The sequence below is a fragment of the Micromonospora pallida genome, from assembly GCF_900090325.1.
GTDB classification, from domain to species: domain Bacteria; phylum Actinomycetota; class Actinomycetes; order Mycobacteriales; family Micromonosporaceae; genus Micromonospora; species Micromonospora pallida.
The window spans coordinates 5,531,630-5,556,101 of sequence record NZ_FMHW01000002.1; the positions used below are offsets into that span (position 1 = coordinate 5,531,630).

Below are 24,472 nucleotides of genomic sequence, written 5' to 3' on the forward strand. Positions count from 1 at the left end.
TCCGATCGACCTGGCCCGTCGACGACACGCCGGACGACTCGCCGTTCTTCTGGCTTTCGATGGCCGTACCTCCAGTGCCGGCCCATCCCTGGGCGTCCCCCGGTGTCACACTCTAGTCGCGGTGGGGAGTCATCCCACCCAGTGACATTCCGCTGCTCGCGAGCCTAGGTCCTCGGCGCACGAGGGTCACCAGCAAGGGCAGACGCGAGGGTGTTTCGCATTACCCGTTCCCACAGTTAGCGTGCTCACGTGGCCATCGAACGCGATCTACTCCGCGACCGCCTGGACCGGGCGACCGCCCACCTCGATCCGCCGTTCGTCGTCGTCGACCTGGCCGCCTTCGACACCAACGCCGCCGCGCTGGTCGACCGGGCCGCCGGCAAACCGGTACGGGTCGCCAGCAAGTCGGTCCGCAGTCGGGACCTGCTCCGTCGGGTCCTCGGCCGGCCGGGCTGGCGGGGCGTGCTGGCGTTCACCCTCCCCGAGGCGATCCGGCTGGTCCGCGCCAGGATCAGCGACGACGTGGTGGTCGCGTACCCGACCGCCGACCGGGCAGCTCTGACCGAGTTGGCCGGCGATCCGGGCCTCGCCGCGGCGGTGACCCTCATGGTGGACGACCCGGCGCAGCTCGATCTCGTCGACGCGGTACGCGCCCCCGGGCAGCGCCCCGAACTGCGGGTCTGCCTCGACCTGGACGCCTCCTGGCGACCGTTGCGCGGGCGGGTGCACGTCGGGGTGCGCCGCTCCCCGGTGCACAGTGCGGCGGCGGCCGGGGCGTTCGCCGCCGCCGTCGCGGCACGACGTGGCTTCCGGCTGGTCGGGGTGATGGCGTACGAGGCGCAGATCGCCGGGTTGGGCGACGCCCCGCCAGGGCAGGCGCTACGGGGCGCCGCGATCCGGGCCGCGCAGCGCCGGTCGTACCGGGAACTGCTGGCCCGTCGGGGCGCGGCGGTGGACGCCGTCCGGGCGCAGGCCGACCTGGAGTTCGTCAACGGTGGCGGCACCGGCAGCGTGGCCGCGACCAGCGCCGACCCGGCGGTCACCGAGATCACCGCCGGATCCGGGCTGTACGGCCCGACGCTCTTCGACGCGTACCGTGCCTGGCGGCCCATCCCGGCGGCGTTCTTCGCCTGTGCGGTGGTCCGCCGGCCCGCGCCCGGGATGGCCACGGTGCTCGGCGGCGGGTGGATCGCCTCCGGTACCGCCGAGCACAGCCGACTCCCCCAGCCGTGGCTGCCGGCCGGGCTGCGGCTGGTGGGCACCGAGGGGGCGGGCGAGGTGCAGACCCCGCTGACCGGCGCGGCGGCCGACCGGCTCCGGATGGGTGACCGGGTCTGGTTCCGCCACGCCAAGGCCGGCGAGGTCTGCGAACGGGTGAACGAGCTGCACCTGGTGGACGGGGACGCCGTGGTCGCGAGCGTCCCCACCTACCGGGGCGAGGGATGGGCGTTCCTGTGACGGGGCTGGCGTCAGCCGAGCGGGCGTCGACCGGGCTGGCGTCGGCCGCGTGGGCTTCAGCCGAGCGGGCGTCAGCCTGCGTCGGCGGCCACCGCGCCGGCCGCTGCGCCGGTACGCCCGTCGACCCCGTCCGCATCGGCGCCACCGTCGTCCCCGGTGCCGCTGTCGGCCGGGGCACTACCGGTCGTGCCGCCGCTGCCGGCGGTGGCGCTGCCGGCCGTGCTGCTGCCGGCGGTGGCGTGGACCTGGCGGTGCAGGTACTCCCGGATCAACGCCTTGGCCTCGGCCAGCACGCGATCGTCCCCCTCCGGCTGGCGGCGGAACGCGAGCTTGATCAACGCGTCGGCCGCCTCCACGGCGATCTCCAGGATGAAACGCAGCCGGGGCTCGTCGGTCAGCCCGAACCGCTCGGTCAGCACCCGGGCCAACTGGTCGGCTATCACGCCGTTGTTGTCCCGCTGCTCGTCCAGCAGGTGCAGGTCGACCACGTCGCCGAAGTGCAAGGTACGGAAGCCGGGAACGGTGCGGTGCATCGTGATGTACTCGTCGATCGCCGCGTCGACACCGTCCCACCAGTCGGCCAGGTCGTCCGAGGCGAACCGCGTGTCGAGTCGCTGGAGGTAGGACTCCATCGTGCGCAGGGTCAACGCCTGCACGATCGCCCGCTTGTCCGGAAAGAACTGGTAGACCGACCCGATCGCCACCTCGGCCCGCTCAGCGAGAAGCGTGGTGGTCAACCCTTCGTACCCCACCTCGTCGACGAGCTCCGCGCAGGCGTCCAGCATCCGCTGGACCCGCGCGACACTTCGCCCCTGCACCGGTACCCGGCGCAGCGGCCCGGTCGTGGCGGCTGGTGTGGACACTCGACGCCACCCCCCTTCGACGGATAAACATTCCTGCACGTCACGGAAGCGTGACGCTACCGGTACTAACGAGCGGACCGGCATTGTGGTGTTTACCAGGCACGACGTTCTGATGGTTCCATTGGCGCACGGGAGGCGCACATGACGCGGACGGTCATTGTCGGCACCGCCTGGACGAACTGGGCGGGTAACCAGCGCGGCGTCGCCGGGGCGGTGCCACGCCCACGCGACACCACCGAGGTGGTCGCGGCGGTACGGGCCGCCGCCGACGCGGGCGTACGGATCAGGCCGGTGGGCAGCGGCCACTCCTTCACCAGCATCGCGGTGACCGACGGACACCGGCTGGAACTGGCCGACCTCGCCGAGCCGGTCCGGGTGGACCGGGAGCACCGGCTGGTCACCGTCCCCGCCGGGATGACCCTACGGACGCTCAACGACCTGCTCGCCGGGCACGGCCTGGCCCTGCCCAACCTCGGTGACATCGACGCGCAGACCGTCGCCGGGGCGATCTCCACCGGGACCCACGGCACCGGCGCGCGGCTCGGCTGCCTGGCCACCGCCGTCGAGGCGTTGACGCTGGTCACCGGGACCGGGGAGGTGCTGCGCTGTTCCGCCGGGGAGCACCCGGACGTGTTCGCCGCCGCCCGGGTGGGGCTGGGCGCGCTCGGGGTACTGACCGAGGTGACGCTGCGCTGCGTGGACGCCTTCACCCTGCTCGCCCACGAACGCCCGGCGCGGCTGGCCGACGTGCTGGCCGACCTGCCCACGCTGGTCGACGGGCACGACCACGTCGAGTTCTACTGGTTCCCGTACACCGACCGGGTGCAGGTCAAGACCAACGACCGGGTGGCCGCCGACGACCGGCCGCTGTCGGCGATCCGGGGCTGGCTGGACGACGAGTTCCTGGCGAACACCGTCTTCGAGCGGGCCTGTCGGCTGGGCCGGGCATCGCCCCGCCTGGTCCCGGCGATCAGCGCGGTCAGCGCGCGGGCGCTGACCGAACGCCGCTACACCGGCCGCTCCGACCGGATCTTCTGCACCCCACGCCGGGTCCGCTTCGTGGAGATGGAGTACGCCGTGCCGCGTGCCGCGCTCCGCGAGGCACTGGACGCGCTCCGCCGGATCGTCGACGGGCTACCGTTCCCGGTGCTCTTCCCGGTCGAGGTGCGCTTCACCGCGCCGGACGACATCTGGCTGTCGCACGGGTACGGGCGCGAGTCCGCGTACCTCGCCGTCCACCAGTACGTGGGCATGCCGTACGAGCCGTACTTCCGGGCGTTCGAGGAGGTGGCCCGGGGCCTGGCGGGTCGGCCGCACTGGGGCAAGCTGCACTACCGCGACGCCGAGTCCCTCGCCCCCGTCTACCCGCGCTTCGCGGACTTCCAGGCCCTCCGCGACACCCTCGATCCCGCCCGCGTCTTCAGCAACCCCTACCTGACCCGCGTCCTCGGCCCCTGACCGGGACTTACCCGGAATACGGCATGTCGGGGTGTCCGAGTTGGTGGGACGCCCCGACATGCCGCAATTCGAGTCGATCACGGATGGTCGGCTCACTCAGGAGCGGCCGGAGCCTTCTTCGGGGCGGCCTTCTTGGCGGGAGTGGCCTTCTTCGCGGCCGTGGTCTTCGCGGCCGACGTCTTCTTCGCCGGTGCCTTCTTCGCTGCGGTCGTCGTCTTCTTCGCCGTCTTCTTCGGCGCCGGGCCCCTCGCCCGCCGCTCGGCGAGCATCTCGGAGGCTTCCTCGAGGGTCAGCGCCTCCGGCGTCTGCCCACGCCGCAGCGACGCGTTGGTCTCGCCGTCGGTGACGTACGGGCCGAACCGGCCGTCCTTGATCACCAGCGGCTTCTCGGTCAGCGGGTCGGCGCCCATTTCCCGCAGGGGCGGCGCGGCGGCCCGACGCTGGCGGGTCTTCGGGGCGGCGAGCAGGGCCAGCGCCTCGTCCAGCGTGACCGTGAACATCTTCTCCTCGGAGTCCAGCGACCGGAACTCCTCGCCCTGCTTGACGTACGGGCCGTAACGCCCGTTGTTGGCGAAGACCTCCCCGCCGCCCGGGGCGACGCCGACCAGCCGGGGCAGGCTGAGCAGCTTCAACGCGTCGGCGAAGGTGAGGGCGTCCGGTGACTGCGAACGCAGCAGCGACGCCTTCCGCTCGCCGCTGGCCACGTACGGGCCGAAGCGGCCGGACTTGAGCAGGATCGGCTCCCCGGTCGCCGGGTCGTCGCCGAGCTTGCGCTCACCGCCGCCGCCGAGGAACAGCTCGTGCACCTTCTCCGGGGTCAGCTCGTCGGGGGCCAGCCCCTCGGGAATCGGGGCCCGGTCGCCGGGCGCGCCGCCCTCCTCGCCCTCGGCGTGCGCCGCCGGGGCCTCACCGGGCGCCGTCCGCTGGAGGTACGGCCCGTACTTGCCGACCCGGACGACGACCTCGCGGCCCTCGTCGTCGGCGAAGAGCGGGATGGAGTTGACGCTGCGCGCGTCGATCTCGCTGAGGTTCTCGGTGACCAGTTTCTTCAACCCGCCGGAACGGGCGATGTCCCGGTCGCCGGCGCCGTTGGCGCTGCCGAAGTAGAACGCGGTGAGGAAGTCGACCGCCGCGTGGTCGCCACCGGCGATCTCGTCCAGCTCGTTCTCCATGCTGGCGGTGAAGTCGTAGTCGATCAGGCGCGGGTAGTGCCGCTCCATCAGCCCGATCACCGCGAACGCCAGGAACGACGGGATCATCGCCTGACCGCGCTTGACGACGTACCCCCGGTCCTGGATGGTCTGCATGATCGACGCGTACGTCGACGGCCGGCCGATGCCCAGCTCCTCCAGGGCCTTCACCAGCGACGCCTCGGTGTACCGCGACGGCGGCTGGGTGTGGTGCTCCTGGGCGGCCAGTTCGTCGGCGGTGAGCGGCTGGTCCTTCACCAGGTTGGGCAGCCGGCGCTCGGCGTCCTCGGCCTCGGCGTTCTCGTCGTCGCTCGACTCGACGTACGCCCGCAGGAAGCCCGGGTCGGTGATGGTCTTGCCGGTCGCGCCGAAGTCGGCTTCCTCCTGCGCGCTGGAGACCGCACGGATGCGCACCGAGACGCTGGAGCCGACCGCGTCGGTCATCTGCGAGGCGATGGTGCGCCGCCAGATCAGCTCGTAGAGCTTCAACTCCTCGGCGGGCAGCTCCTTGGCCACGTCGCCCGGGGTGCGGAAGTTGTCCCCGGCCGGGCGGATCGCCTCGTGCGCCTCCTGCGCGTTCTTCACCTTGCCGGTGTAGCGGCGCGGCTCCGGCGGCACGCTGCGCTCGCCGTACAGCTCGGCGATCTGCCGGCGGGCCGCCGCGATGGCGGTCTCCGACAGGTTCACCGAGTCGGTACGCATGTAGGTGATGTAGCCGTTCTCGTAGAGCCGCTGCGCGGTGCGCATCGTCTGCTGCGACGAGAAGCGCAGCTTGCGGGCGGCCTCCTGCTGGAGCGTGGAGGTGATGAACGGCGCGTACGGGCGACGGCGGTAGGGCTTCTCCTCGACCCGGGTGACGGTGAACGGCCGCCCCGCCAGGCGGGCGGCGAGCCCGTGCGCCCCACCGGAGTCGAGGTGGACCACGCCCGCGCCCGGCCGGACGCGACCCGTGGTCGGCTCGAAGTCCTTGCCGGTGGCGATCCGGTCGCCGTTCAGCGCGATCAGGGTGGCGTGGAAGGTGCGCGGCCCCTGGCCCGGGTCGGCCACCGCGAGGGTGGCGAGGATGTCCCAGTACTCCGCGGTACGGAAGGCCATCCGCTGCCGCTCGCGCTCCACCACGATCCGGGTGGCCACCGACTGGACGCGGCCCGCCGAGAGCTTCGGCATGACCTTCTTCCAGAGCACCGGGGAGACCTCGTAGCCGTAGAGCCGGTCGAGGATCCGCCGGGCCTCCTGGGCGTCGACCAGGGCGCGGTCGATCTCGCGCGGGTTGGCCACCGCCGCCTGGATCGCCGGCTTGGTGATCTCGTGGAAGACCATCCGCTTGACCGGCACCTTGGGCTTGAGCGTCTCCACCAGGTGCCAGGCGATGGCCTCGCCCTCGCGGTCCTCGTCGGTGGCGAGGAGGATCTCGTCGACCTCCTTGGCCAGCCGGGTCAGCTTGGTGATCTGCTGCTTGCGGTCGGCGGAGACCACGTAGAGGGCGTGGAAGCCGTTGTCGACGTCCACCCCGAGCCGGGCCCAGGGCTCGCCCTTGTACTTCGCCGGCACGTCGGCGGCGTTACGCGGCAGGTCGCGGACATGCCCGAAGCTGGCCTCCACGACGTACCCCGGGCCGAGGTAGCCCGAGATCGTCTTGGCCTTCGCCGGTGACTCGACGATGACCAGACGGGTGGTCCTGGCGTTGCTCGGCACGTCTCCTGCGACCTCACTCCTGCTCGTGGCCCGGCCGCCCACCGAGCGGCACCGCCGTGCTTCCGGGCCGCCAGCGGTCCGGATGTCCAACGTAACGCGCCGTCCGCGTTCGGGGTTTCGTGGGCGGCGAAGCCACCCGACAGCGGCGGTCGCCTCCCGACGCGGTGCGGACACATGTGCCGGACGGCGTCACCGTACACCGCGAATCCACCTGTGGGCGGGCCACTGTGTCGAACGTCGGCCCGCGACCGGCATCCCAGAGGATCACCCGTAGCCGCCTCCCGGCCACCCGCTGTCCCCTACCCGACAGCAGGCCAGAGCATGCGAGGGAGGCCGGAGAAGATCGCCCGGAAGGCGCGCCGGTCGGGCCACCCCGGTCCGGTTCGCACTTTCTGCGGGCGACCGACTACTCTCAGTAACTTGCCGTCGGGGATGTCGGGTGGTAGTGGGCGGCCGCTCCGCCGACCGGGATGTCAGGTGGTGCCGGGCGGCCACTCCGCCGACGGGGCGGCCGGCGGACGGTCACCGACCAGCTCGGCGAGGCGGGCCAGCCGACGTCGCCCGCTGATCCGGAACGCCGGCCCGTCCGGCTCCGCGTCGAGGAAGGCTCCGGGGAGTCCGACGGCGGCCAGCGCCCGGCGGACCGGCTCCCGACAGTGCTCGTCGGCCGCGCCGAGGCGCAGCCGGAAGCCGGACGGTTCGACGACACCCGCCGCGGCCAGCCAGAGCCGCAGCCGGCGACCGTTGAGGTGGAAGGTGGCGGGAGGCCGCTTGACCACCGGTTCGTCCCGGCCCACCGGCGGATCGGTCGGCCGGTCGGGTCCGTCGGGCAGCCAGGCCAGCGCGAGCGGGGCCAGGACGCTGGTGTAGGAGGTGCGGACCCGGTGCCGGTCCTCGATCGCCTCCCAGGCCGCCGTCAGCCCGCGCCGGGCCAGCTCGGCGACGAGCACGTGCACCCGCCAGGCGGCGTCCACCACGACCGACAGCCGGGCAGTGCCGCCCATCCGGACGATCTCGGCTGGTCCGGCGAGCAGCCCGGCCAGGTCGGCGGGGGACGGGTCGGCCGCCTCCGTACCGAAAAGGGAAAGCTGGCGGACCGGTCCGGGACCGGCCGGCGCGTCGGGTGGCGGTGTCAGCGACACTCCGGGACCTCGGCGAAGGCCTGCTTGAGTTCTTCCGAGTTGAGCTTGCTGGTGTCCAGCGCGCTCGCGTCGTACTCCTTGTTGAGGGTGTCCACCGCGCCGCGCACCCCGTCGTAGAACTCGGTCGGTTGGCCGGTGCCCAGGCCGGCGATGGTGCTCCGGGCCCGGCCGTAGGCGTCCCGGACCTTCGTCAGGGAGTCGAGGAACCCGGCGGAGACCTGTTCGCCGCGGTCGGTGTCCGGAACGCCGGCCGCCTCGACCCTGCCACGGGCCGTCTCGCTGGCCTCCTCGGCCCCGGAGAAGAGCCGGACCAGGTTCTCCTTGGCCTGCGCGGGGGTGGTCTGCGCGGTCATCTGCTGCTGGGTGCTGCTGGTCAGCTTGTTGATCTCCGCACGCCAGGGGGTGAGCGCCTCGCAGACCGCCGCGGCCCAGACCCGGGGCGTCGGTCCGGCACCGCACGCGCCGGCCACGAGGACGATCGTGGCCAGCAGCACCGTGAGCTTTCCGGCGGCTGCCGCCCGGCACGTACGCATGCGTTGCAGCGTACGGCCTCTGTCGTGATCCGCCACCCACCCATCGACGGATCACCGAGGTCACGCCCGGCGGGGGCGGGCCCACGGAGTCCCCGGTCGACGGTGTGCCGACCGGGGACTCCGTGGGCGTCGGACTCAGGCGCGAGCCGGCTCCGGCCGCTGGTCCGGGCTGCCGGCGGCGGCACCGCCCGAGCCGTCGCCGTCGGACATCGTCACGCCCTTGCGCTTGCTGACCAGCACCGCCGCGACGATGACCAGCGTCGCCACGACCGCGATGGTCACCCGCAGCGGGGTGTTCCGGTCGTCGCCGATGCTCCAGGCCACCACGGCCGGGGCGATCAGCAGCGAGACCAGGTTCATCACCTTGATCAGCGGGTTGATCGCCGGGCCGGCGGTGTCCTTGAACGGGTCGCCGACGGTGTCGCCGATGACGGTCGCGGCGTGCGACTCGGAACCCTTGCCGCCGAACGCGCCGTCCTCGACCATCTTCTTGGCGTTGTCCCAGGCACCACCGGAGTTGGACAGGAAGACCGCCATCAGGGTGCCGGCGCCGATCGCCCCGGCCAGGTACGACGCGAGCGCGCCCGGCCCGAGGCCGAACCCGACCGCGATCGGGGCCATGATGGCGAGCAGACCGGGGGTCATCAGCTCGCGCTGCGCGTCCCGGGTGCAGATGTCGACGACCTTGCCGTACTCGGGACGCTGGGTGCGGTCCATGATCCCGGGCAGCTCGCGGAACTGCCGGCGGACCTCCATCACCACGGCACCGGCGGACCGGGAGACCGCGTTGATGGCCAGGCCGGAGAAGAGGAAGACCACCGCCGCGCCGATGATCAGGCCGACCAGGTTGCGCGGGTTGGCCACGTTGAGCGCGTTCAGGATCTCCGCGCCGACGTCCCCGACCCCGGCGTCGGAGTACGCGGTGCGCAGCGTGTCGGTGTACGAACCGAACAGCGCGGTGGCGGCGAGCACCGCCGTGGCGATGGCGATGCCCTTGGTGATCGCCTTGGTGGTGTTGCCGACCGCGTCCAGCTCGGTGAGGGTCCGCGCGCCGTGCTCGTCGATGTCGCCGGACATCTCGGCCACACCCTGCGCGTTGTCGGAGATCGGGCCGAAGGTGTCCATGGCCACGATCACGCCGACGGTGGTGAGCAGGCCGGTGCCGGCCAGCGCGACCGCGAACAGGGAGAGGGTGATCGAGCTGCCGCCGAGCAGGAAGGCGCCGAAGACACCGGCCCCGATGAGCAGCGCCGAGTAGACCGCCGACTCCAGGCCGACGCTGATGCCGGCGAGGATGACGGTGGCCGGGCCGGTCTGCGAGCTCTTGCCGATGTCCTGCACCGGGCGCTTGTCGGTCTCGGTGAAGTAGCCGGTCAGCGCCTGGATGGCGGCGGCGAGCACGATACCGATGACCACCGCGCCGATGGCGACCAGACGCGGGTTCTGGTCCGCGTCGGTGAGACCGCCCTCCAGGTCGGCGAAGCTCGCCGGCAGGTACGCGTAGGCGGCGATCGCCACCAGCACCGCCGAGATCACCGCGGAGAGGTAGAACGCCCGGTTGATCGCGGTCAGGCCGGAGCGGTCCGAGGCGCGCAGCCGGGTGATGAAGACGCCGACGATCGCGATGAGCACGCCGATGGTGGAGATGATCAGCGGGAAGACCAGGCCCTCCTCGCCGAACGCCGCCCGGCCGAGGATCAGGGCGGCGACCAGGGTGACCGCGTACGACTCGAACAGGTCGGCGGCCATGCCGGCGCAGTCGCCGACGTTGTCGCCCACGTTGTCGGCGATGGTGGCCGCGTTACGCGGGTCGTCCTCGGGGATGCCCTGCTCGACCTTGCCGACCAGGTCCGCGCCGACGTCGGCGGCCTTGGTGAAGATGCCGCCGCCGACCCGCATGAACATGGCCAGCAGCGCGGCGCCGAAGCCGAAGCCCTCCAGCACGGTCGGCGCGTCGCCCCGGTAGATGAGGACGACCAGCGCCGCGCCGAAGAGGCCGAGGCCGACGGTGAGGAAGCCGACCACACCGCCGGTGCGGAAGGCGATCTTCATCGCCGCCTCACGACCGCCCTGCCGCTCCCGAGCGGCGGCGGCGACCCGCAGGTTGGCCCGGGTGGCGAGCCACATCCCGGCGCCGCCGATGAAGGCGCTGAAACCCGCGCCCACGACGAAGAAGGCCGACCGGCCGATCTTCACCATGGTCTCGCTGCCGTCGGTGCCGTGCACCGGCAGCAGGAAGAGCAGTACGACGGCGATGACCACGAACACCGCGAGTGTCCTGAACTGCCGGAGCAGATAGGCCGAGGCGCCCTCCTGGACCGCCCCGGAGATCTCCTGCATGTTGGTGGTGCCCTTACCGGCTGCCAGTACCGCCTTGGTCAAGGCGGCGGCGAAGACGAGCGCCACCAGCGCGATGACCGCGGCGATGACGACGTACGACACGTTGGCGCCGGTAAGGGAGAGCTCGCCGCCGTCGGCGGCAAAGATCCCGGACATCTGTGTCCTCCTGAACCGAACACTCGCGTCGGCTGGTGGGACGTACCCGCCGACGCCTGGATGCGGACTCACAAGCGGAGCCGACCCACCATCGGGCACGCGAGCAGCGAAGATCACCTATAGCCGCTGGTGGTGGGCGGGACGCTTGCTGACAACCCGCGTACTGTAGCCCTAACCAGTGTCGGAGGTCACACCGAGGGTACGCGTCGGGTGGATGATCTTCATCGCTGTGGTATGCGAGGAAATCTGATATAGGCGGTGCTCACAGTAAGAAGGCCGCGCCCCGCGACGGGGACACGACCTTCGTTGATGTGCTGTTCTGCGCCGGACCGAATCTTCGCCGGACCGAACGCGCTCCGGCGGGACCGGCCTTCTGCGCGAAGCCGTCAGCGGCCGACCGGCCAGACCATCCGGACCTCGGTGCCGATGCCCTCGTCGACCGGCCGCACCTGGAGGTCCTCGACGAACCCGGCGAGCAGGGCGAACCCGACGCCCGTGGTGAGCGCCTCGTCGGTGAGCGACTCGTTGGCCAACTCGTCCGGCGGGAGCGCGGCGAGCCCGATACCGGCCTCGATCGGCGCCCGGTCGACCACCCGCACCGCGTACGCCCCACGGTCGGACATCTCCACCAGCACCGGCTCGGGAATGTCGTACTGCCGGTGCAGGGCGACCGCCCGGGTGCACGCCTCACCGATGGCGAGGCGTACCTCGTCCAGCAGATCCTCGCGGACCCCGGCCCGTCGGGCGACCGCCACGCCCACCAGGCGGGCGGTACGGACGTGGACCGGAGCGGGTGAGAAGGAGAGCCGGACCGTGGCCATCACGCGCCCGGAGCGGACGGGTCGGCGGCGATCGCCGCGGCGACCGTCGGGTGCAGCGGGAAGACCTGGTCGAGCGCGGTGATCCGGAAGATCTTGAGCAGCGGCTCCTTGTCGCAGACCAGGGCGAAGGTGCCGCCGACCGACCGGAGCCGCTTCAACGCCCCGACCAGCACCCCGAGACCGGTGGAGTCGAGGAAGTCGACCCGGCCCAGGTCGACCACGACCTTGCGGGCGCCGCCGTCGATCAGCTCGATGAGCCGTTCGCGCAGGCGGGGAGCGGTGTAGACGTCGACCTCACCGCCGACCTCGAGCACCGTGTGCTCGCCCTCGCCGTGAGTCGCCAGCGACAGCTCCATCGGTCCTCCCTCGCAAGAGCCGCAAACTCTCCTGGGCATCTAACCATCCCCGTCGCCGTACCGAGCAGGTCACCGGCGGCGCGCATCTCCTTACCCAGACCCGGGTGGTCGAATGCCGCTTTCCGGTGCGAGAGTGCCAGGGTGACCTCCGCCGCCATCGTGTCGACCGGCTCCGGCCCCGGGCGCTCCCCGGCCGAGCTGCTGCGGCGGCTGCGGGCCCGGACCGCCGCCGACCCGGTGACCCACGTCGAGCGGGTGCCGCCCCGGTCGGGCGTACCGGTGCCCTGGCCGGCGTGGGCTCCGCCGGAGCTGCGCGCGGCGTTCGAGCGACGCGGCGTGGTCGCGCCGTGGCGGCACCAGGCCGAGGCGGCGAACCTGGCGTACGACGGCCAGCACGTGGTGGTCGCCACCGGCACCGCGTCCGGCAAGTCCCTGGCGTACCAGCTCCCGGCGCTGGCCACCCTGCTGGCCGACCCCCGGGCCACCGTGCTCTACCTCGCCCCCACCAAGGCGCTCGCCGCCGACCAGTTCCGGGCCGTCGCCGAACTGGAACTCGAGGGGGTACGCCCCGCCTGCTACGACGGGGACACCCCGCGCGCCGAGCGGGAGTGGATCCGTCGGCACTCCCGTTTCGTGCTGACCAATCCGGACATGCTGCACCACGGGATCCTTCCCGGGCATGCGCACTGGTCCGGCTTCCTGCGCCGGCTGACGTACGTGATCGTCGACGAGTGCCACACCTACCGTGGTGTCTTCGGCTCGCACGTCGCCCACGTGCTGCGTCGGCTGCGCCGCCAGTGCGGGGGCACCCTGCGTCCCTCGGCCGCACCCGCGCCCCGCCGCCGGTCCGACCTCGGCCCGGGACGCTCCGACCTCGGGCCGGTGGTGAACGCCCCGACCACGCCGACCGCCGGCACCGCCCGCCCGACGCCGACGTTCGTACTGGCCTCGGCCACCTCCGGCGACCCGGCGACGGCGGCCGGCCGACTGACCGGGCTGCCGGTGGCCGCCGTCACCGAGGACACCTCGCCACGCGGCGGGGTGACCTTCGCGCTCTGGGAGCCACCGCTGCTGCCCGCCACCGCCGACGACACGTCGCAGGACCTGACCCAGGTCCGCCGGTCGGCGCTGCGGGAGACGTCCGACCTGCTCGCCGACGCGGTCGTCGAGGGGGTACGCACCCTCGCGTTCGTCCGCTCCCGGCGGGGTGCCGAGGTGGTGGCGAGCAGCGCGCGCCGTGCCCTCGACGAGGCGGTGCCCGGGCTCGGCGCGCGGGTGGCCGCGTACCGGGCCGGCTACCTACGAGAGGAGCGGCGTGAGCTGGAACGGGCGCTGCTCGACGGCGAACTGCTCGGGCTGGCCTCGACCAACGCCCTGGAACTCGGCGTCGACCTGGTCGGGCTGGACGCGGTGCTGATCTGCGGATACCCGGGCACCCGGGCCTCGCTCTGGCAGCAGGCCGGACGGGCGGGACGCTCCGGCGGCGAGGCGCTCGCCGTGCTGGTTGCCCGGGACGACCCGCTCGACACCTACCTGGTGCACCACCCGGAGGCGCTGTTCGGTACGCCGGTCGAGGCGACCGTGCTCGACCCGGCCAACCCGTACGTGCTGGCCCCGCAGTTGGCCTGCGCGGCGGCCGAGTCCCCGCTGACCGCCGCCGACCTGGAACTCTTCGGGGACGGGGCGAAGGAGGCGGTGGACGCGCTGGTCGCGGCGGAGGCGCTGCGGCAGCGCCCGACCGGCTGGTACTGGCGGCACCGGGAGCGGCCCGAGGTGGACCTGCGCGGCGAGGGGGGCGCCCCTATCTGCGTGGTCGAGTCGGCGACCGGGCGCCTGCTCGGCACGGTCGACGGTGGCTCGTCGCATTTCCTGGTCCACCCCGGCGCGGTCTACCTGCACCAGGGCGTCTCGTACGTGGTGGACGAGCTGGACCTGGCCGACGGCTGCGCACTGGTGCACGCCGAGGAGCCGGACTGGTCCACTCACGCCCGGGACGTCATCTCCCTGTCGGTGGTGTCGGTCCGGTCGTCCGTCGACGCCGGCCCGGTCCGGCTGTTCCTGGGCGAGGTCGACGTGACCAGCCAGGTGGTCTCGTACCAGCGGCGGCGGCTCTCCTCCGGCGAGGTGATCGACACCCGGCCGCTGGACCTGCCGGCCCGGGAGCTGCGGACGGTCGCGGTCTGGTTCACCGTCACGCCCGAGGCGCTGGCCGGGGCGGGGGTGGAACCGGCCGACGTGCCGGGCGGACTGCACGCCGCCGAGCACGCCGCGATCGGGCTGCTGCCGCTGATGGCGACCTGTGACCGCTGGGACATCGGCGGGCTCTCCACGGCGCTGCACCCGGACACCGAGGCGCCCACGGTCTTCGTGTACGACGGACACCCCGGCGGGGCGGGCTTCGCCGAGCGGGCGTACGGGACGGCGGCGGCGTGGCTGCGCGCCACCCGGGACGCGATCGTCGAGTGCGGCTGCGAGACCGGGTGCCCGTCGTGCGTCCAGTCCCCGAAGTGTGGCAACGGCAACAACCCGCTCGGCAAGGCGGACGCGGTGAAGGTCCTCGAGGTGGTCCTGACCCACCTGCCCGACGAATCACGGGCATAGCGCTCCCGTCGGGGCTCCTCCCCCCGGTGGCGGGGCGGCAACCTCATGATCAATTCTGCCGGTGGAGTGGGGATGTGCGAGAGTCTGCCGCATCAGACGGAAGGAACCCCTCATGCAGCCCGACCAGCTCCAAGCCCAACAGCGGTTCCACATCCGGCAACGCCTGCGGTTCATGGTCAACCAGTACGAGGTCCACGCGGTCGCGCCGGACGGCTCGGAAGGCGGCCTGCTCGCCTTCGCGCAGCAGAAGCGGCTCGCGTTCAAGGAGCAGGTGACCATCTACACGGACGACAGCAAGCAGCAGCCTCTGCTCGGCTTCAAGGCCCGGCAACGGCTCGACGTCGGGGCCACCTACGACGTCACCGACGCCGTAGGCAACCCGATCGGCCTGTTCCGTAAGGACTTCGCCCAGTCGCTGCTGCGCTCCACCTGGCACGTCGAGCAGCCCGGCCTGCCGCCGACGACCGGCCAGGAACGCAGCATGCCGGTGGCCCTGCTCCGGCGGTTCGTCGACTCGCTGTCCTGGCTGCCGTACCACTTCGACTTCGTCGCCGACGGTCAGCCGATCTTCTCGGTGGTCAAGAAGTGGGGACTACGCGACCGCTACACCGTCGAGGTGACGCACCCGCAGATCGACCGCCGCCTCGTCATCGCGATGGCCATCGGCTTGGACGCCCTCCAGAGCCGTTGACGCCACCTGGCAGCCGACCGAAGCGATAGCCAGCATCGCCCTCGGAGGGGCAGAGTCCAAGGATCGGGCAGCGATCATCAAGGCCGCGTCCGGCCTGTTCCGGTGGTGGCCTCGCTGATCAAGCGTGGGTAGTCGTCCTCGGTGCGCGGCGGGGTTGTGGAGCTTTTACCAGTCTCCGTAGCCCCGCCGGCTGCACGAAGATCGACCGACAAGGAGACGCCATGAAGGCGCTCGACCACCAGTGGCGCACCAGCAGCCGCAGCGGCGGCAACGGCGCGTGCGTAGAGGCCCGGTACGCCGACGCCACCGCCCAGGTCCGCGACAGCAAGGACCGGCAGGGGCCGGTGCTCTCCTTCACCGCCGACCAGTGGACCGGCTTCGTCCAGGGCATCAAGTCCGGCACGTTCAACGCCTGAGCAGCAAGCATCGGATTGGACACCCTCGAGAGTCGCTGACGCCGAACGGTAGCCGGGTCACCGTCGAACCCGGCTCAGCCGCGTACCGGGCCGGCGCGGGAGGTGACGGCGGCCTTCCGGTGCAGCCCGGGCAGCGGCTCGACGGTCACCTCCGCGGTCACCTGGAGGTCCAGCCCGTCCAACTGGCACCGGGTCAAGCGGGCACCGTTCGCGGCGGCCAGTTCGCCGGCCCGGCGGCAGGCGCTCTGCTCGCCCCGGAGGCTGATGCCGGCGCCGGCCAGGGCGGCGAAGTCGGCCGCCACCCGGGCCTGCTGGCGGGCCGTACGCGCGGCACCCACCCCTGCACCAAAGACCCCGACCAGCAGAAACACCAGCCCCACTGCGAGCAGCAGGACGCTCGCCCCACCCCGGTCCCCCGCCAGCGCCTGCTCACCTCGCCCGACCTGTGACCGCCTCCCTTCCCGGATCACCGTCATGACGCCGGAGCGGGTGTGCCCGGCTCGACGGCGGCGACCGCCGTGGCGGCCACGGTGACCCGGGGCAGGTTCGCGCCGAGCGCCCGTACCGGGGCCCGCACCGTCACGGTCACCCGCTCCTCGCCCACCTGAACTGCGATGTCGGCCCCGGCCGGAGCGACCCGGGCGCCGGCCGTCCGCCCGCTCTCGCCCCGGGAGGCGGCGAGCGCCGCCTCCCGGGCCGCGTCCAGACAGGTGGCCTTCGTGGTCACCGCGTTGACCGCAGTCAACCCGGCCAGGAGTAAGAGCATCAGCGCCGGCAGGCCGGCCGCCAGCTCAGCCGTGAAGGAGCCTCGATCGGCGGTGTCCGGGGTGCGGCCGGGCACCTCAGCGCGGCCACCGGGCCGCCCGAGGAGCGCACCGACCGCCGCCCCGGCAACACGCGGACCACGGCCGGCCCACCGGCGCCCGGTCACTTGAGTGCCCGGTCGATCACCGCGGTCAGTGCCGACTGCACGTTGCCGCTGGTCAGCACCTTCAACAGGATGCCGGCGAAGGCGACGGCGGCGAGGGTGCCGACGGCGTACTCGGCGGTGTTCATCCCGGCGTCCCCGCGCAGGCGGGCCATCAGTTTGCGCACGGTCTGGTCCTTTCTCGACGGTTGTCAGAGCACGTCGCCGAGGACGGCGACGATCACCGGCACCAGGCCGGCGAGTATGAAGGCCGGCAGGAAGCAGAGCCCCAACGGCAGCACGATCAGCACGCCCGCCCGGCGGGCCGACGCCTCGGCGGCGAGCGCCCGATCGGTCCGGAGGTCGTCGGCGAGGCGGGCCAGTGCCCCGGCCAGTGCCGCGCCGCTCTGGGCCGAGCGGACGGCGGCGGTCACCAGTCGGTCCGCCCCGTCCACCGGAGCGAGATGCATCCACGCCTCCTCCGGTGTTCCGCCGAGCAGGAGGGTGCGGCCGACCCGACCGAGCCGGTCGGCGAGCGGCCCGCCGAGCGCCTCCGCCACGGCGATCACCGCCCGGTCGACGGGTGCGCCGGCCCGCATCGCCGCAGCCAGCAGGTCGGCGGCGAGCGGCAGATCGGCGACCTCGGCGAGCCGGCGGTCCCGGACGGTCGGCGGCTCGATCCGCCGGAGCAGCCGGTCGAGCGCCCCGGCGGCCACCACCCCGCCGGCCAGCCCGAGCCAACCGCCGACGACCACGGCGACCGCGACCCCGGCCAGACCGGCGGTGAGCCGGATGACGTCCGGTCGCCGCTGTGGCGTCGCCGCCGTGGCCCGGTCGCGCGGTCGTGCCAGCAGGGCCGACAGGCGGCCGGACCGGCGGTGCGCCCTGCCGACGACCAGTGCCGCGACGACCAGGCAGCCGGCGGCGACGAGCTGGCTGGCACCGACGCTGACCAACCCGGCCGTTGCCACGGGACCGGGGGCGAGCACCGTGGAACCAGCGGCCAGGGCCGTGAGCGGGGCGGGCATCAGACGGCCCGCCCGGGCGTGGCGCCGAGCCGCTCGGCCCAGAGCAGTCCGACGACCTGGAGCACGGTGGCCGCAACCACGCAGCCAGCGCCGATCGGGGTGTGCAGCAGCACCCGGAGCGGGTCGACGCCGATGCCGTACCCGAGGGCGATGCCGCCGAGCGGCAACCCGGCAAGCAGCCAGGCGGTGGCCTGGGCCCCGGCGGCCTGGGCGGCAGCGGCGGCCAGGCCCCGGTCCATCGCCCGCAGGTCGGCCTCGATCCGCTCCACCAGCTCGGCCAACGGCGCACCCGTACGGTCGGCGAGGCGGGTCGCTGACCGGGTCAACCGGTCGATCCGGTCGAGGCCGACCAGCTCGGCGGCGGAACGTTCCGGCCGGTCGACCGGGGCCGGCAGTCCGGCCCGCAGGTCGGCGGCGAGCGCGCCGAGCTGGTCCAGCCGGTGCCGCCAGAGGCGGTCCGCCGACCGGGTCGCCCGACGCCGGAGCAGCGCCCGCACGCCGAGGGCGGCGTACGCGGCGGCCACCACGGCGGCCACCGGGCCGGCGACAAGGCCACCGCCGGTCGCCCCGACAGCGGCTCCCAGCAGGACGCCCCGCCCCGGTGACACCGCCCAACGGCGGGTGCTGCCGCGATCGGCGTCGTCGACCTGCCCGGCGGTGCCGGTGGCCGTGCCTGATGGCACGCCCCGGTCGGCCAGGAGGGTTGCGGCGGCTCGGAGGCTGCCGTCCCGGCCGCCGGGCACGAGCAGGTCTGGTTCCTCGGACCCCCCGGCCGGCCGGGACGGGTCCCGGCGGGTGGGTGGCCCGCCTGACGGCCGCCGACCGGTGGCCCGGATCGGCCCGGGCAGCCGGAACCTCGGGACGTGACGGACGTACCGAGGACGCGCCGTCGGGTCAGGGGTGGTGGGCTGCCCAGATCGGAACAGGTCCCGATACCGGGCGCGGACCCCGCCCGCCGGCCAGCCGATGACGGCGGCGGCCGAGAGCACCAGCAGCACCACCGGCCAGGCGGTCGCGCTCACGCCGGCGTCCCCTCGGCACCGGTCCACGGGTGGGACAGGATCGGTGGCAGGGGCACGCCGCGCTGCTGGAGCAGCACGCCGAGGGCTCGGCCGGCGAGCCCGAGACCACGCCCGCGTACCCACACGGGCACCACCGTGACCAGGCGCTCCGGCCCGTCGGGCAGGAGCAGGGAGATCGATTCGAGCACCCGGCCGCTGCGGCCGCGCCGCATCTGGAGCAGCACCTGGAGGGCAGCGGCCACCTGGGCGTGCAGGGCCGCGCGGGGCAGCCCGCCGAGCAGGCCGAGCGCCTCCAGCCGGGCCGGTACGTCCGACGGGGCGTTGGCGTGCAGCGTGCCGGCGCCGCCGTCGTGGCCGGTGTTCAGCGCGGCCAGCAGGTCGACCACCTCGCCGCCCCGACACTCGCCCACCACCAGCCGATCCGGTCGCATCCGCAGCGCCTGCCGGACCAGGTCGGCGAGGCCCACCGCCCCCGATCCCTCCACGTTGGAGGTGCGCGCCTGCAACCCGACGACGTGCGGGTGCACCGGGCGCAGTTCGGCGGCGTCCTCGACCAACACGATCCGCTCGGTGGCCGGAACCAGCCCGAGCAGGGTGTTGAGCAGGGTGGTCTTGCCGGAGCCGGTACCCCCGCTGACCAGGTACGCCAGCCGGGCCGCCACGATGGCGGCGAGCAGCGGGGCGACCGGCCGGGGCACGGTGCCGTGCTCCACCAGTTCGTCGAGGGTGAACGGACGCTGTCGGAAGGTGCGCAGCGACAGGTAGGGCCCGCTGGTCGCCACCGGGGGCAGGACGGCGTGCAGCCGGGTGCCGTCGGCGAGCCGCGCGTCCGCGTACGGGGATCCGTCGTCGAGCCGACGGCCCGCACCGGCCGCGAGGCGCTGCGCCAACCGGCGTACGTCGTCCACGGTGCCGACCGGGACGGCCACCTGTCGCAGGCCGTCGCCCCGGTCGACCCAGACCCGGGTTCCGTTGACGAGAATGTCGGTGACCTGGGCATCGGCCAGGAGCGGCCCGAGTGGCCCGGCACCGACGAGGTCGTCGTGGACCCGGTCGGCCATCCGCAGCACCACCGTGTCACCGAGCACTGCGGCGGCCGGCTCGGCCCGGACTGCGGAGACGACCGCGGCGGGGGTGACCGGGGTGGCCTCGGCGGCGAAGCGCTGGCGTACGCGGGCAGAAAGGTCGCCGACGACGGCGGCCGGACGGTCCGACAGGTGTCGCGCGGCGCGGGACTGGTCGGTCATGCGGCGCCCTCGACGGACAGGCCGGTCAGGTCGGCGACGATGCGCTGGCAGAGGGCGGCGAGCGGGCCACGGCCGGTCGCCGCCGGCGCCTCGCCCCGTTCCAGCCCCCGGGAGATGCCCGGCTCGGGCCGCAGCGTGCCGGCGAGCGGCAGGCCGAGCGCCCGCGCCACCTCGCCGGCCTTGAGCCGACCCGGCGCAGGCCCCCGGACGATCACCGCCAGGTCGGTGCAGTGCGGCCCGGCGGCGGCGACCACCTGAGCTGCGGCGGCGGTGGCCCGCAGCTCGGCCGGGACCACCAGGAACACCCGGTCGGCGGCCTGTAGGGCGAGCACGGCCGCGTCGTCGAGCTGTCGGGGCAGGTCGACCACGACCATGTCCCGGCCCCGGCGGGCGGCGTCGAGGGTGGCGGCCATCGCCGGCGCGGGCAACGGCAACGGGTCGCCCCGGTCCCCGGAGAGCACCACCAGGTCGCCCCGGCTGGGCAGGGCCCGGACCAGGGTGGGCGGATCGACCCGGCCGTCGGCGTCGGTGAGCGACGGCCAGCGCAGCCCTTCCAACTGCTCCCAGCCGAGCACCAGGTCCAGGCCACCACCGAGCGGGTCAGCGTCGACGAGAAGCGTCCGGAGCCGTGCCCGGGCGGCGGTGACCGCCAGGCCACCGGCGAAGACGCTGGCACCCGCCCCACCTCGTCCGCCGAGCACGGCGACCACCCGGGCGTCGGCGGTCGTCTGTTGCGGCACGCACTCGGCGAACCGGTCGACGAGCCAGGGTTCGGCTGCGGGCAGGGTCGCGACGTGTTCCGCCCCGATCAGCTCGGCGACCTCCCAGCCGGGATCGGCCGTATCGGTGCGGGCCACCAGTACGAGCCGGGCCCGCCGGGGCAGCCGGGCGCGCAGGCAGGGTTGCGCCTGGTCACCACCGACGAGCACCAGCGGGGCCGGCGACCACCGGGACCGCGCCGCCGCCGGGTCGGCGGCCACCTCGACCTCCGTACCGCCGGCTGCGGCGAGCCGGAGGAGGTCGTCGAGGAGGTCGACGTCCGCAGTGACGACCAGGGGGAGCCGTCGGTGCGGCCGGACATCGGTACGGGGTGGCATCGCGGCCTCCAACAGTCAGGCTCGGGGGTGCTCCCGAGAGACTGCGCCGGCGCGTACCGGACGCGCTGACGGAGCCGCCGTACCTGTGGACAACCGGAGCGCCTGTGGACAACGCCCGCCACGGCAGTCGATCTGCTATGGGGAACGGTGTCCGCGCAGCCCGCGCCCGTGATCGCGACTGACCGCCCCGACGGGGGTCTATTGACGCGCGCAAAAATTCATTACGGATAATCGTGGATCCGTGCCGCCCCATCCGGGCAGCACCCGGAGCGGAGATCATCATCCATGACTCGTGCAGCAGGGTCCGGGCCGGAGGACGAGGGCCGACGACGGCCCCGTCTGGCCTGGTGGGCGTACACGTTGGTCGCGCTCGTGGTCGGCGGGCTGACCGTCGCGGTGGTCTGGGCGCTCGACACCGCCGTCACGCCCGTACGCCGGCCGGCGGCCGAGCCGTCGGTGGCGGCGATCCCGCTGCCCACCTTCGTGGACACGACGCCGAAAGCGGCACCCGGGCGGACCGCGGCGAAGACCTCCGCCACCGCGTCCCCCTCCCCGTCACCGACCGCCGCGACCCCGTCCCCCGACCCGAGCGCCTCCACCGGGGACCGGCCCGAACCCTCCCCGACCCGGTCCGCCTCGCCGGGCGTCGTGGAGTTGACCCCGCTCCCCGCCGAGCAGGAACGTGACCTGCACTCGGTGAACGGTGGGGCGGACACCACCGTCGAGTTCGTCAACCAGCGGGACGGACACGTGATCGTGTACTGGCTGAACCACTGGGGTTACCGGGTGCGCATCGAGCGGCTGTCACCGGGTGAGTCCCACCGGGAGGACACCAACGTCGGGTATCCCTTCGTGGTCACCGACGGCAGCGGCCGGGCGCTGGCCGTCTTCCAGCCGGTAGCGTCGCCGGCCCGGGCCGTCATCCGGTAGCACGCCGGACGACGACCACACGCCGCGTCCGGGCGCGGCCCGGCGAGCACCCGCGTCCGGCCGCTCCCCCGTCACCGTGGACGGCCCGGGCCGAGGGGTCGCTCACCCCTCGCCCAGGACCTCACGCAGCCGGACGGCGAACCGCTCCGGGGCGTCGACGAAGCCGATGTGGTCGCCGGGGAACATGGTCGGCGCGAGGCCCAGGCCGGCGGCGAGCGCCCGGGACGTACGGTCGCAGAGCTGACCGGTGGACTCCTCACCGATGCCGACCACGATCCGGGTCGCCGAGGCGCGCAGGGCGGCCAGGTCGGGCTGCCAGCGGGTAGTCGGGATCAGCATGTGCGCGTACTGGAAGTGCTCGTCCGCCACCGCCTGCGGGTCGCGTTCCCCGCCGAACATCGCCTCGGTCACCTCCTCGGGCAGTTGGATGTTCGCCACCGCCAGGAACTGCCGCCACGCGCCGACCGGGTCACCGGCCAGGTACGTGGCGACCATCTCCTCGGTACGGGCCCGCAACTCCTCCCGGTCGTCGAGCAGTTCGTCGAGCGGCGGCTCGTGGGCGATCACGGTGTGCACCTGGCCGGGGTGGGCCTGCGCGAACGCCAGCGCGCTGACCGCGCCGCCGCTGGAGCCGAGGACCACGGCCGGCCCGGCGTCGAGGTGGGCCACCAGCCGGGAGAGGTCGTCGGCGCGCATCTCCGGGGTCGAGTCCCGGTCCGGGTCGTCGACCCTGCTGCGGTGGATGCCCCGGGGATCGGTGGTGAGCACGGTGTGGTCGACGGCGAGCAGGTCCGCCAGGGGTACGAACGCGGCGGCGTCCATCGGCGCGCCGACCAGCACCACCAGCGGGCCCTGTCCGCGTACCTCGTAGTGGAGGGTGGCGTCGGCGACCCGCAGGGTCCCGACGGTGGCGGAAGTGGTCGCAGTGGGGCTCATCAGGTCCTCCGTGGTACGGGATGAATCGTTCGGTCGAAGAGGTGACTCCCGCTGTCGGGCAGAATCGTCGCTCGTGGGGGACATTTTTCGGACGGTCCCGAGCCGGCCCACGGAGGTGGCGGCCGACTCGGTCCTGGACCGGGCCCGGACCGGCGACGACGAGGCGTTCAACCACCTCGTGGCACCCCTACGCCGGGAGTTGCACGCCCACTGCTACCGGATGCTCGGTTCGACCCACGACGCCGACGACGCACTCCAGGACGCCCTGCTGCGCGCCTGGCGGGGGCTGCCGCGCTTCGAGGGGCGCAGCTCACTGCGCTCGTGGCTGTACTCGGTGGCGACCCGGGTCTGCCTGGACACGGTGGCGGCCCGGGGGCGGCGCGCCCTGCCGGTGGACCTCGGCCCGGCCAGTGACAGTGCCGTGGTCGGTGACGCGCCGCTGGACGGGATCGCCTGGCTGGGGCCGTACCCGGATCGGGATCTGGCGGACGGCCCGGCGCACCCGGACGCACGCTGTGAGCAGCGGGAGGCCGTCGAACTCGCGTTCGTCGCCGCCCTCCAGCACCTGCCGGGCAACCAGCGGGCGGCGCTGCTGCTCTTCGAGGTGCTCGGCTTCTCGGCCGCCGAGATCGCCACCATGATGAACACCTCGACCACGTCGGTGAACTCGGCGCTGGCCCGCGCCCGCCGGCTCGTCGCGGACCGGGTCGGCCCGGCCAGCCAGCAGCACACGCTGCGCAAAATCGGTGACGCGCGGCTGCGGCAGATCGTCGACGGGTACGCCACGGCGCTGGAGAACGCCGACGCGGACGCCCTGGTGGCGCTGCTGACCGAGGACGTCACCTGGTCCATGCCGCCGCTGCCCGCCTGGTACACCGGGCGCCGGGCGGTCACCGACTTCGCGGTACGGGTGCCGCTGAGCACGTGCGGGACGTGGCGCCACCTGCCCACGCACGCCAACGGGCAGCCCGCCGTGGCCAGCTACCTCGACCCCGACGGCAGCGGTACGCACCGCGCCTGGTCGATCGACGTGCTGACGCTGCGTGGCGACCGCGTCGCGGCGATCACCTCGTTCCTGGACCCCGAGGTCTTCGGCCACTTCGGCCTCCCGGCCAGCCTCCCCTGACCCGGGCCTCCGCGGCTACTCCGCCAGGTACCCCGTAGCGGGGTCGATGTCGGCGAGGAAGTCACGGATGTGGCGCTCCATCTCGGCACGGCTCATCGCGGGCTCGGCAGGCCCGGAGAGCGCGAAGCCGTACTCGTGCGGCCCGGTGAGCCAGTCGAAGTCGTACGTGCCGGGCGCGCCGGCCCGGGTACGGACGCGAAACTCCTGCCCGTCGACCGTCAGCGTCACCGGGTCGCCCTGATATCTGGTACGCAGGTGCTCGGGCACGAGACCCGGCTCCGGTTCGCTCGACACTCATGCTCCTCTCCCGGGCCGACCAGAGGGCGACCCTCGTCGGAAAGTCAACCTGAAGTAGCAACGAGCGTGACATGCCACCCTTGCCCCATGTCGGCCGCTGTGTCGGGCACGAAGCGGGGCTGCCGGCGCTCTGTCGCGCCGGCCGGCTGCCATGATCGGGAG

General features: G+C 73.4%; 22 protein-coding genes and 1 pseudogene. 7 read left to right on the top strand and 16 right to left on the bottom strand.

Features of this window, described 5'->3' with window-relative positions:
* The first annotated feature begins 249 nt into the window (after positions 1-249).
* Positions 250-1,458 (top strand): amino acid deaminase/aldolase, encoded by a 1,209-nt coding sequence (locus GA0074692_RS23020; RefSeq protein WP_091647411.1) that lies wholly within the window; start codon positions 250-252, stop codon positions 1,456-1,458.
* A 227-nt stretch (positions 1,459-1,685) separates the two neighbouring features.
* On the opposite strand, the pseudogene GA0074692_RS23025 reads toward GA0074692_RS23020, so the two are convergent.
* Positions 1,686-2,243, bottom strand: a pseudogene (locus tag GA0074692_RS23025) (TetR/AcrR family transcriptional regulator); the annotation flags it as partial.
* Positions 2,244-2,462: 219 nt separating this feature from the next.
* On the opposite strand from GA0074692_RS23025, the gene GA0074692_RS23030 reads away from it, so the two are divergent.
* Positions 2,463-3,779 carry a D-arabinono-1,4-lactone oxidase gene (locus GA0074692_RS23030; RefSeq protein WP_091647413.1) on the top strand — a complete coding sequence of 439 codons (1,317 nt, stop codon included), beginning with the start codon at positions 2,463-2,465 and terminating at the stop codon, positions 3,777-3,779.
* Between the two features lie 92 nt (positions 3,780-3,871).
* On the opposite strand, the gene topA is transcribed toward GA0074692_RS23030, so the two are convergent.
* From topA to GA0074692_RS23060, 6 genes are all read right to left on the bottom strand, one after another.
* Positions 3,872-6,664, bottom strand: coding sequence for a type I DNA topoisomerase (gene topA / locus GA0074692_RS23035; protein WP_091647415.1), 2,793 nt, complete (start codon positions 6,662-6,664; stop codon positions 3,872-3,874).
* A 473-nt stretch (positions 6,665-7,137) separates the two neighbouring features.
* A complete protein-coding gene (locus GA0074692_RS23040) occupies positions 7,138-7,806 on the bottom strand; it encodes a hypothetical protein (protein WP_091647416.1) in 669 nt (222 codons plus the stop codon).
* Entirely contained in the window at positions 7,797-8,339 is a 543-nt protein-coding gene (locus tag GA0074692_RS23045) for a hypothetical protein (RefSeq protein WP_091647419.1), read from the bottom strand. The genes GA0074692_RS23040 and GA0074692_RS23045 overlap by 10 nt, the downstream gene beginning before the upstream one ends.
* A 135-nt stretch (positions 8,340-8,474) precedes the next feature.
* Positions 8,475-10,835 (bottom strand): sodium-translocating pyrophosphatase, encoded by a 2,361-nt coding sequence (locus GA0074692_RS23050; protein WP_091647421.1) that lies wholly within the window; start codon positions 10,833-10,835, stop codon positions 8,475-8,477.
* Between the two features lie 386 nt (positions 10,836-11,221).
* Positions 11,222-11,656 (bottom strand): ATP-binding protein, encoded by a 435-nt coding sequence (locus GA0074692_RS23055; RefSeq protein WP_176738729.1) that lies wholly within the window; start codon positions 11,654-11,656, stop codon positions 11,222-11,224.
* Positions 11,656-12,012 carry an STAS domain-containing protein gene (locus tag GA0074692_RS23060; RefSeq protein ID WP_091647426.1) on the bottom strand — a complete coding sequence of 119 codons (357 nt, stop codon included), beginning with the start codon at positions 12,010-12,012 and terminating at the stop codon, positions 11,656-11,658. Before GA0074692_RS23060 ends, GA0074692_RS23055 begins: the two co-directional genes overlap by 1 nt.
* Before the next feature lie 141 nt (positions 12,013-12,153).
* Between GA0074692_RS23060 and GA0074692_RS23065 the strand changes: the two genes are divergently transcribed.
* From GA0074692_RS23065 to GA0074692_RS23075, 3 genes are all read left to right on the top strand, one after another.
* Positions 12,154-14,613 (top strand): DEAD/DEAH box helicase, encoded by a 2,460-nt coding sequence (locus GA0074692_RS23065; protein WP_141725389.1) that lies wholly within the window; start codon positions 12,154-12,156, stop codon positions 14,611-14,613.
* A 112-nt stretch (positions 14,614-14,725) separates the two neighbouring features.
* The gene (locus tag GA0074692_RS23070) at positions 14,726-15,304 is read left to right on the top strand and encodes an LURP-one-related family protein (RefSeq protein WP_091647429.1); all 579 of its coding nucleotides are present in this window, start codon (positions 14,726-14,728) and stop codon (positions 15,302-15,304) included.
* A gap of 221 nt (positions 15,305-15,525) precedes the next feature.
* A complete protein-coding gene (locus GA0074692_RS23075; RefSeq protein WP_091647431.1) occupies positions 15,526-15,720 on the top strand; it encodes a DUF397 domain-containing protein in 195 nt (64 codons plus the stop codon).
* A gap of 74 nt (positions 15,721-15,794) precedes the next feature.
* On the opposite strand, the gene GA0074692_RS23080 is transcribed toward GA0074692_RS23075, so the two are convergent.
* The 7 genes from GA0074692_RS23080 to ssd all read right to left on the bottom strand — a co-directional run bounded on the left by GA0074692_RS23080 (position 15,795) and on the right by ssd (position 21,021).
* Positions 15,795-16,196, bottom strand: coding sequence for an Rv3654c family TadE-like protein (locus GA0074692_RS23080; protein WP_091647433.1), 402 nt, complete (start codon positions 16,194-16,196; stop codon positions 15,795-15,797).
* Positions 16,193-16,561 (bottom strand): TadE family type IV pilus minor pilin, encoded by a 369-nt coding sequence (locus GA0074692_RS23085; RefSeq protein ID WP_091653962.1) that lies wholly within the window; start codon positions 16,559-16,561, stop codon positions 16,193-16,195. The genes GA0074692_RS23080 and GA0074692_RS23085 overlap by 4 nt, the downstream gene beginning before the upstream one ends.
* Positions 16,562-16,647: 86 nt before the next feature.
* A complete protein-coding gene (locus GA0074692_RS23090) occupies positions 16,648-16,803 on the bottom strand; it encodes a DUF4244 domain-containing protein (protein ID WP_172900371.1) in 156 nt (51 codons plus the stop codon).
* Positions 16,804-16,839: 36 nt separating this feature from the next.
* Positions 16,840-17,481, bottom strand: a complete 642-nt coding sequence (locus GA0074692_RS23095; protein ID WP_245730736.1) for a type II secretion system F family protein — start codon at positions 17,479-17,481, stop codon at positions 16,840-16,842.
* A gap of 173 nt (positions 17,482-17,654) precedes the next feature.
* The gene (locus GA0074692_RS23100; RefSeq protein ID WP_091653965.1) at positions 17,655-18,677 is read right to left on the bottom strand and encodes a type II secretion system F family protein; all 1,023 of its coding nucleotides are present in this window, start codon (positions 18,675-18,677) and stop codon (positions 17,655-17,657) included.
* Complete coding sequence (locus tag GA0074692_RS23105) at positions 18,674-19,924, bottom strand: TadA family conjugal transfer-associated ATPase (protein WP_091647438.1); 1,251 nt, start codon at positions 19,922-19,924, stop codon at positions 18,674-18,676. The genes GA0074692_RS23100 and GA0074692_RS23105 overlap by 4 nt, the downstream gene beginning before the upstream one ends.
* Entirely contained in the window at positions 19,921-21,021 is a 1,101-nt protein-coding gene (gene ssd, locus GA0074692_RS23110; RefSeq protein WP_091653967.1) for a septum site-determining protein Ssd, read from the bottom strand. Before ssd ends, GA0074692_RS23105 begins: the two co-directional genes overlap by 4 nt.
* A gap of 285 nt (positions 21,022-21,306) precedes the next feature.
* On the opposite strand from ssd, the gene GA0074692_RS23115 reads away from it, so the two are divergent.
* Positions 21,307-21,951, top strand: a complete 645-nt coding sequence (locus tag GA0074692_RS23115) for a hypothetical protein (protein ID WP_141725390.1) — start codon at positions 21,307-21,309, stop codon at positions 21,949-21,951.
* 102 nt (positions 21,952-22,053) lie between these two features.
* Here GA0074692_RS23115 and GA0074692_RS23120 read toward each other — a convergent pair whose 3' ends face one another.
* The gene (locus tag GA0074692_RS23120; protein ID WP_091647443.1) at positions 22,054-22,887 is read right to left on the bottom strand and encodes an alpha/beta fold hydrolase; all 834 of its coding nucleotides are present in this window, start codon (positions 22,885-22,887) and stop codon (positions 22,054-22,056) included.
* 82 nt (positions 22,888-22,969) lie between these two features.
* Here GA0074692_RS23120 and GA0074692_RS23125 point away from each other — a divergent pair, with 82 nt between their 5' ends.
* Entirely contained in the window at positions 22,970-24,013 is a 1,044-nt protein-coding gene (locus tag GA0074692_RS23125) for a sigma-70 family RNA polymerase sigma factor (RefSeq protein ID WP_091653970.1), read from the top strand.
* A gap of 15 nt (positions 24,014-24,028) precedes the next feature.
* Here GA0074692_RS23125 and GA0074692_RS23130 read toward each other — a convergent pair whose 3' ends face one another.
* Positions 24,029-24,307, bottom strand: a complete 279-nt coding sequence (locus tag GA0074692_RS23130; RefSeq protein WP_091647445.1) for a hypothetical protein — start codon at positions 24,305-24,307, stop codon at positions 24,029-24,031.
* Positions 24,308-24,472: the final 165 nt, after the last annotated feature.

Coding starts and splice junctions, on each gene's coding strand:
- GA0074692_RS23030 (WP_091647413.1), top strand. CDS start 2,463: ATGACGCGGACGGTCATTGTCGGCACCGCCTGGACGAACTGGGCGGGT.
- GA0074692_RS23045 (WP_091647419.1), bottom strand. CDS start 8,339: ATGCGTACGTGCCGGGCGGCAGCCGCCGGAAAGCTCACGGTGCTGCTG.
- GA0074692_RS23050 (WP_091647421.1), bottom strand. CDS start 10,835: ATGTCCGGGATCTTTGCCGCCGACGGCGGCGAGCTCTCCCTTACCGGC.
- GA0074692_RS23055 (WP_176738729.1), bottom strand. CDS start 11,656: ATGGCCACGGTCCGGCTCTCCTTCTCACCCGCTCCGGTCCACGTCCGT.
- GA0074692_RS23060 (WP_091647426.1), bottom strand. CDS start 12,012: ATGGAGCTGTCGCTGGCGACTCACGGCGAGGGCGAGCACACGGTGCTC.
- GA0074692_RS23070 (WP_091647429.1), top strand. CDS start 14,726: ATGCAGCCCGACCAGCTCCAAGCCCAACAGCGGTTCCACATCCGGCAA.
- GA0074692_RS23075 (WP_091647431.1), top strand. CDS start 15,526: ATGAAGGCGCTCGACCACCAGTGGCGCACCAGCAGCCGCAGCGGCGGC.
- GA0074692_RS23080 (WP_091647433.1), bottom strand. CDS start 16,196: ATGACGGTGATCCGGGAAGGGAGGCGGTCACAGGTCGGGCGAGGTGAG.
- GA0074692_RS23090 (WP_172900371.1), bottom strand. CDS start 16,803: ATGGCCCGCCTGCGCGGGGACGCCGGGATGAACACCGCCGAGTACGCC.
- GA0074692_RS23105 (WP_091647438.1), bottom strand. CDS start 19,924: ATGACCGACCAGTCCCGCGCCGCGCGACACCTGTCGGACCGTCCGGCC.
- ssd (WP_091653967.1), bottom strand. CDS start 21,021: ATGCCACCCCGTACCGATGTCCGGCCGCACCGACGGCTCCCCCTGGTC.
- GA0074692_RS23115 (WP_141725390.1), top strand. CDS start 21,307: ATGACTCGTGCAGCAGGGTCCGGGCCGGAGGACGAGGGCCGACGACGG.
- GA0074692_RS23120 (WP_091647443.1), bottom strand. CDS start 22,887: ATGAGCCCCACTGCGACCACTTCCGCCACCGTCGGGACCCTGCGGGTC.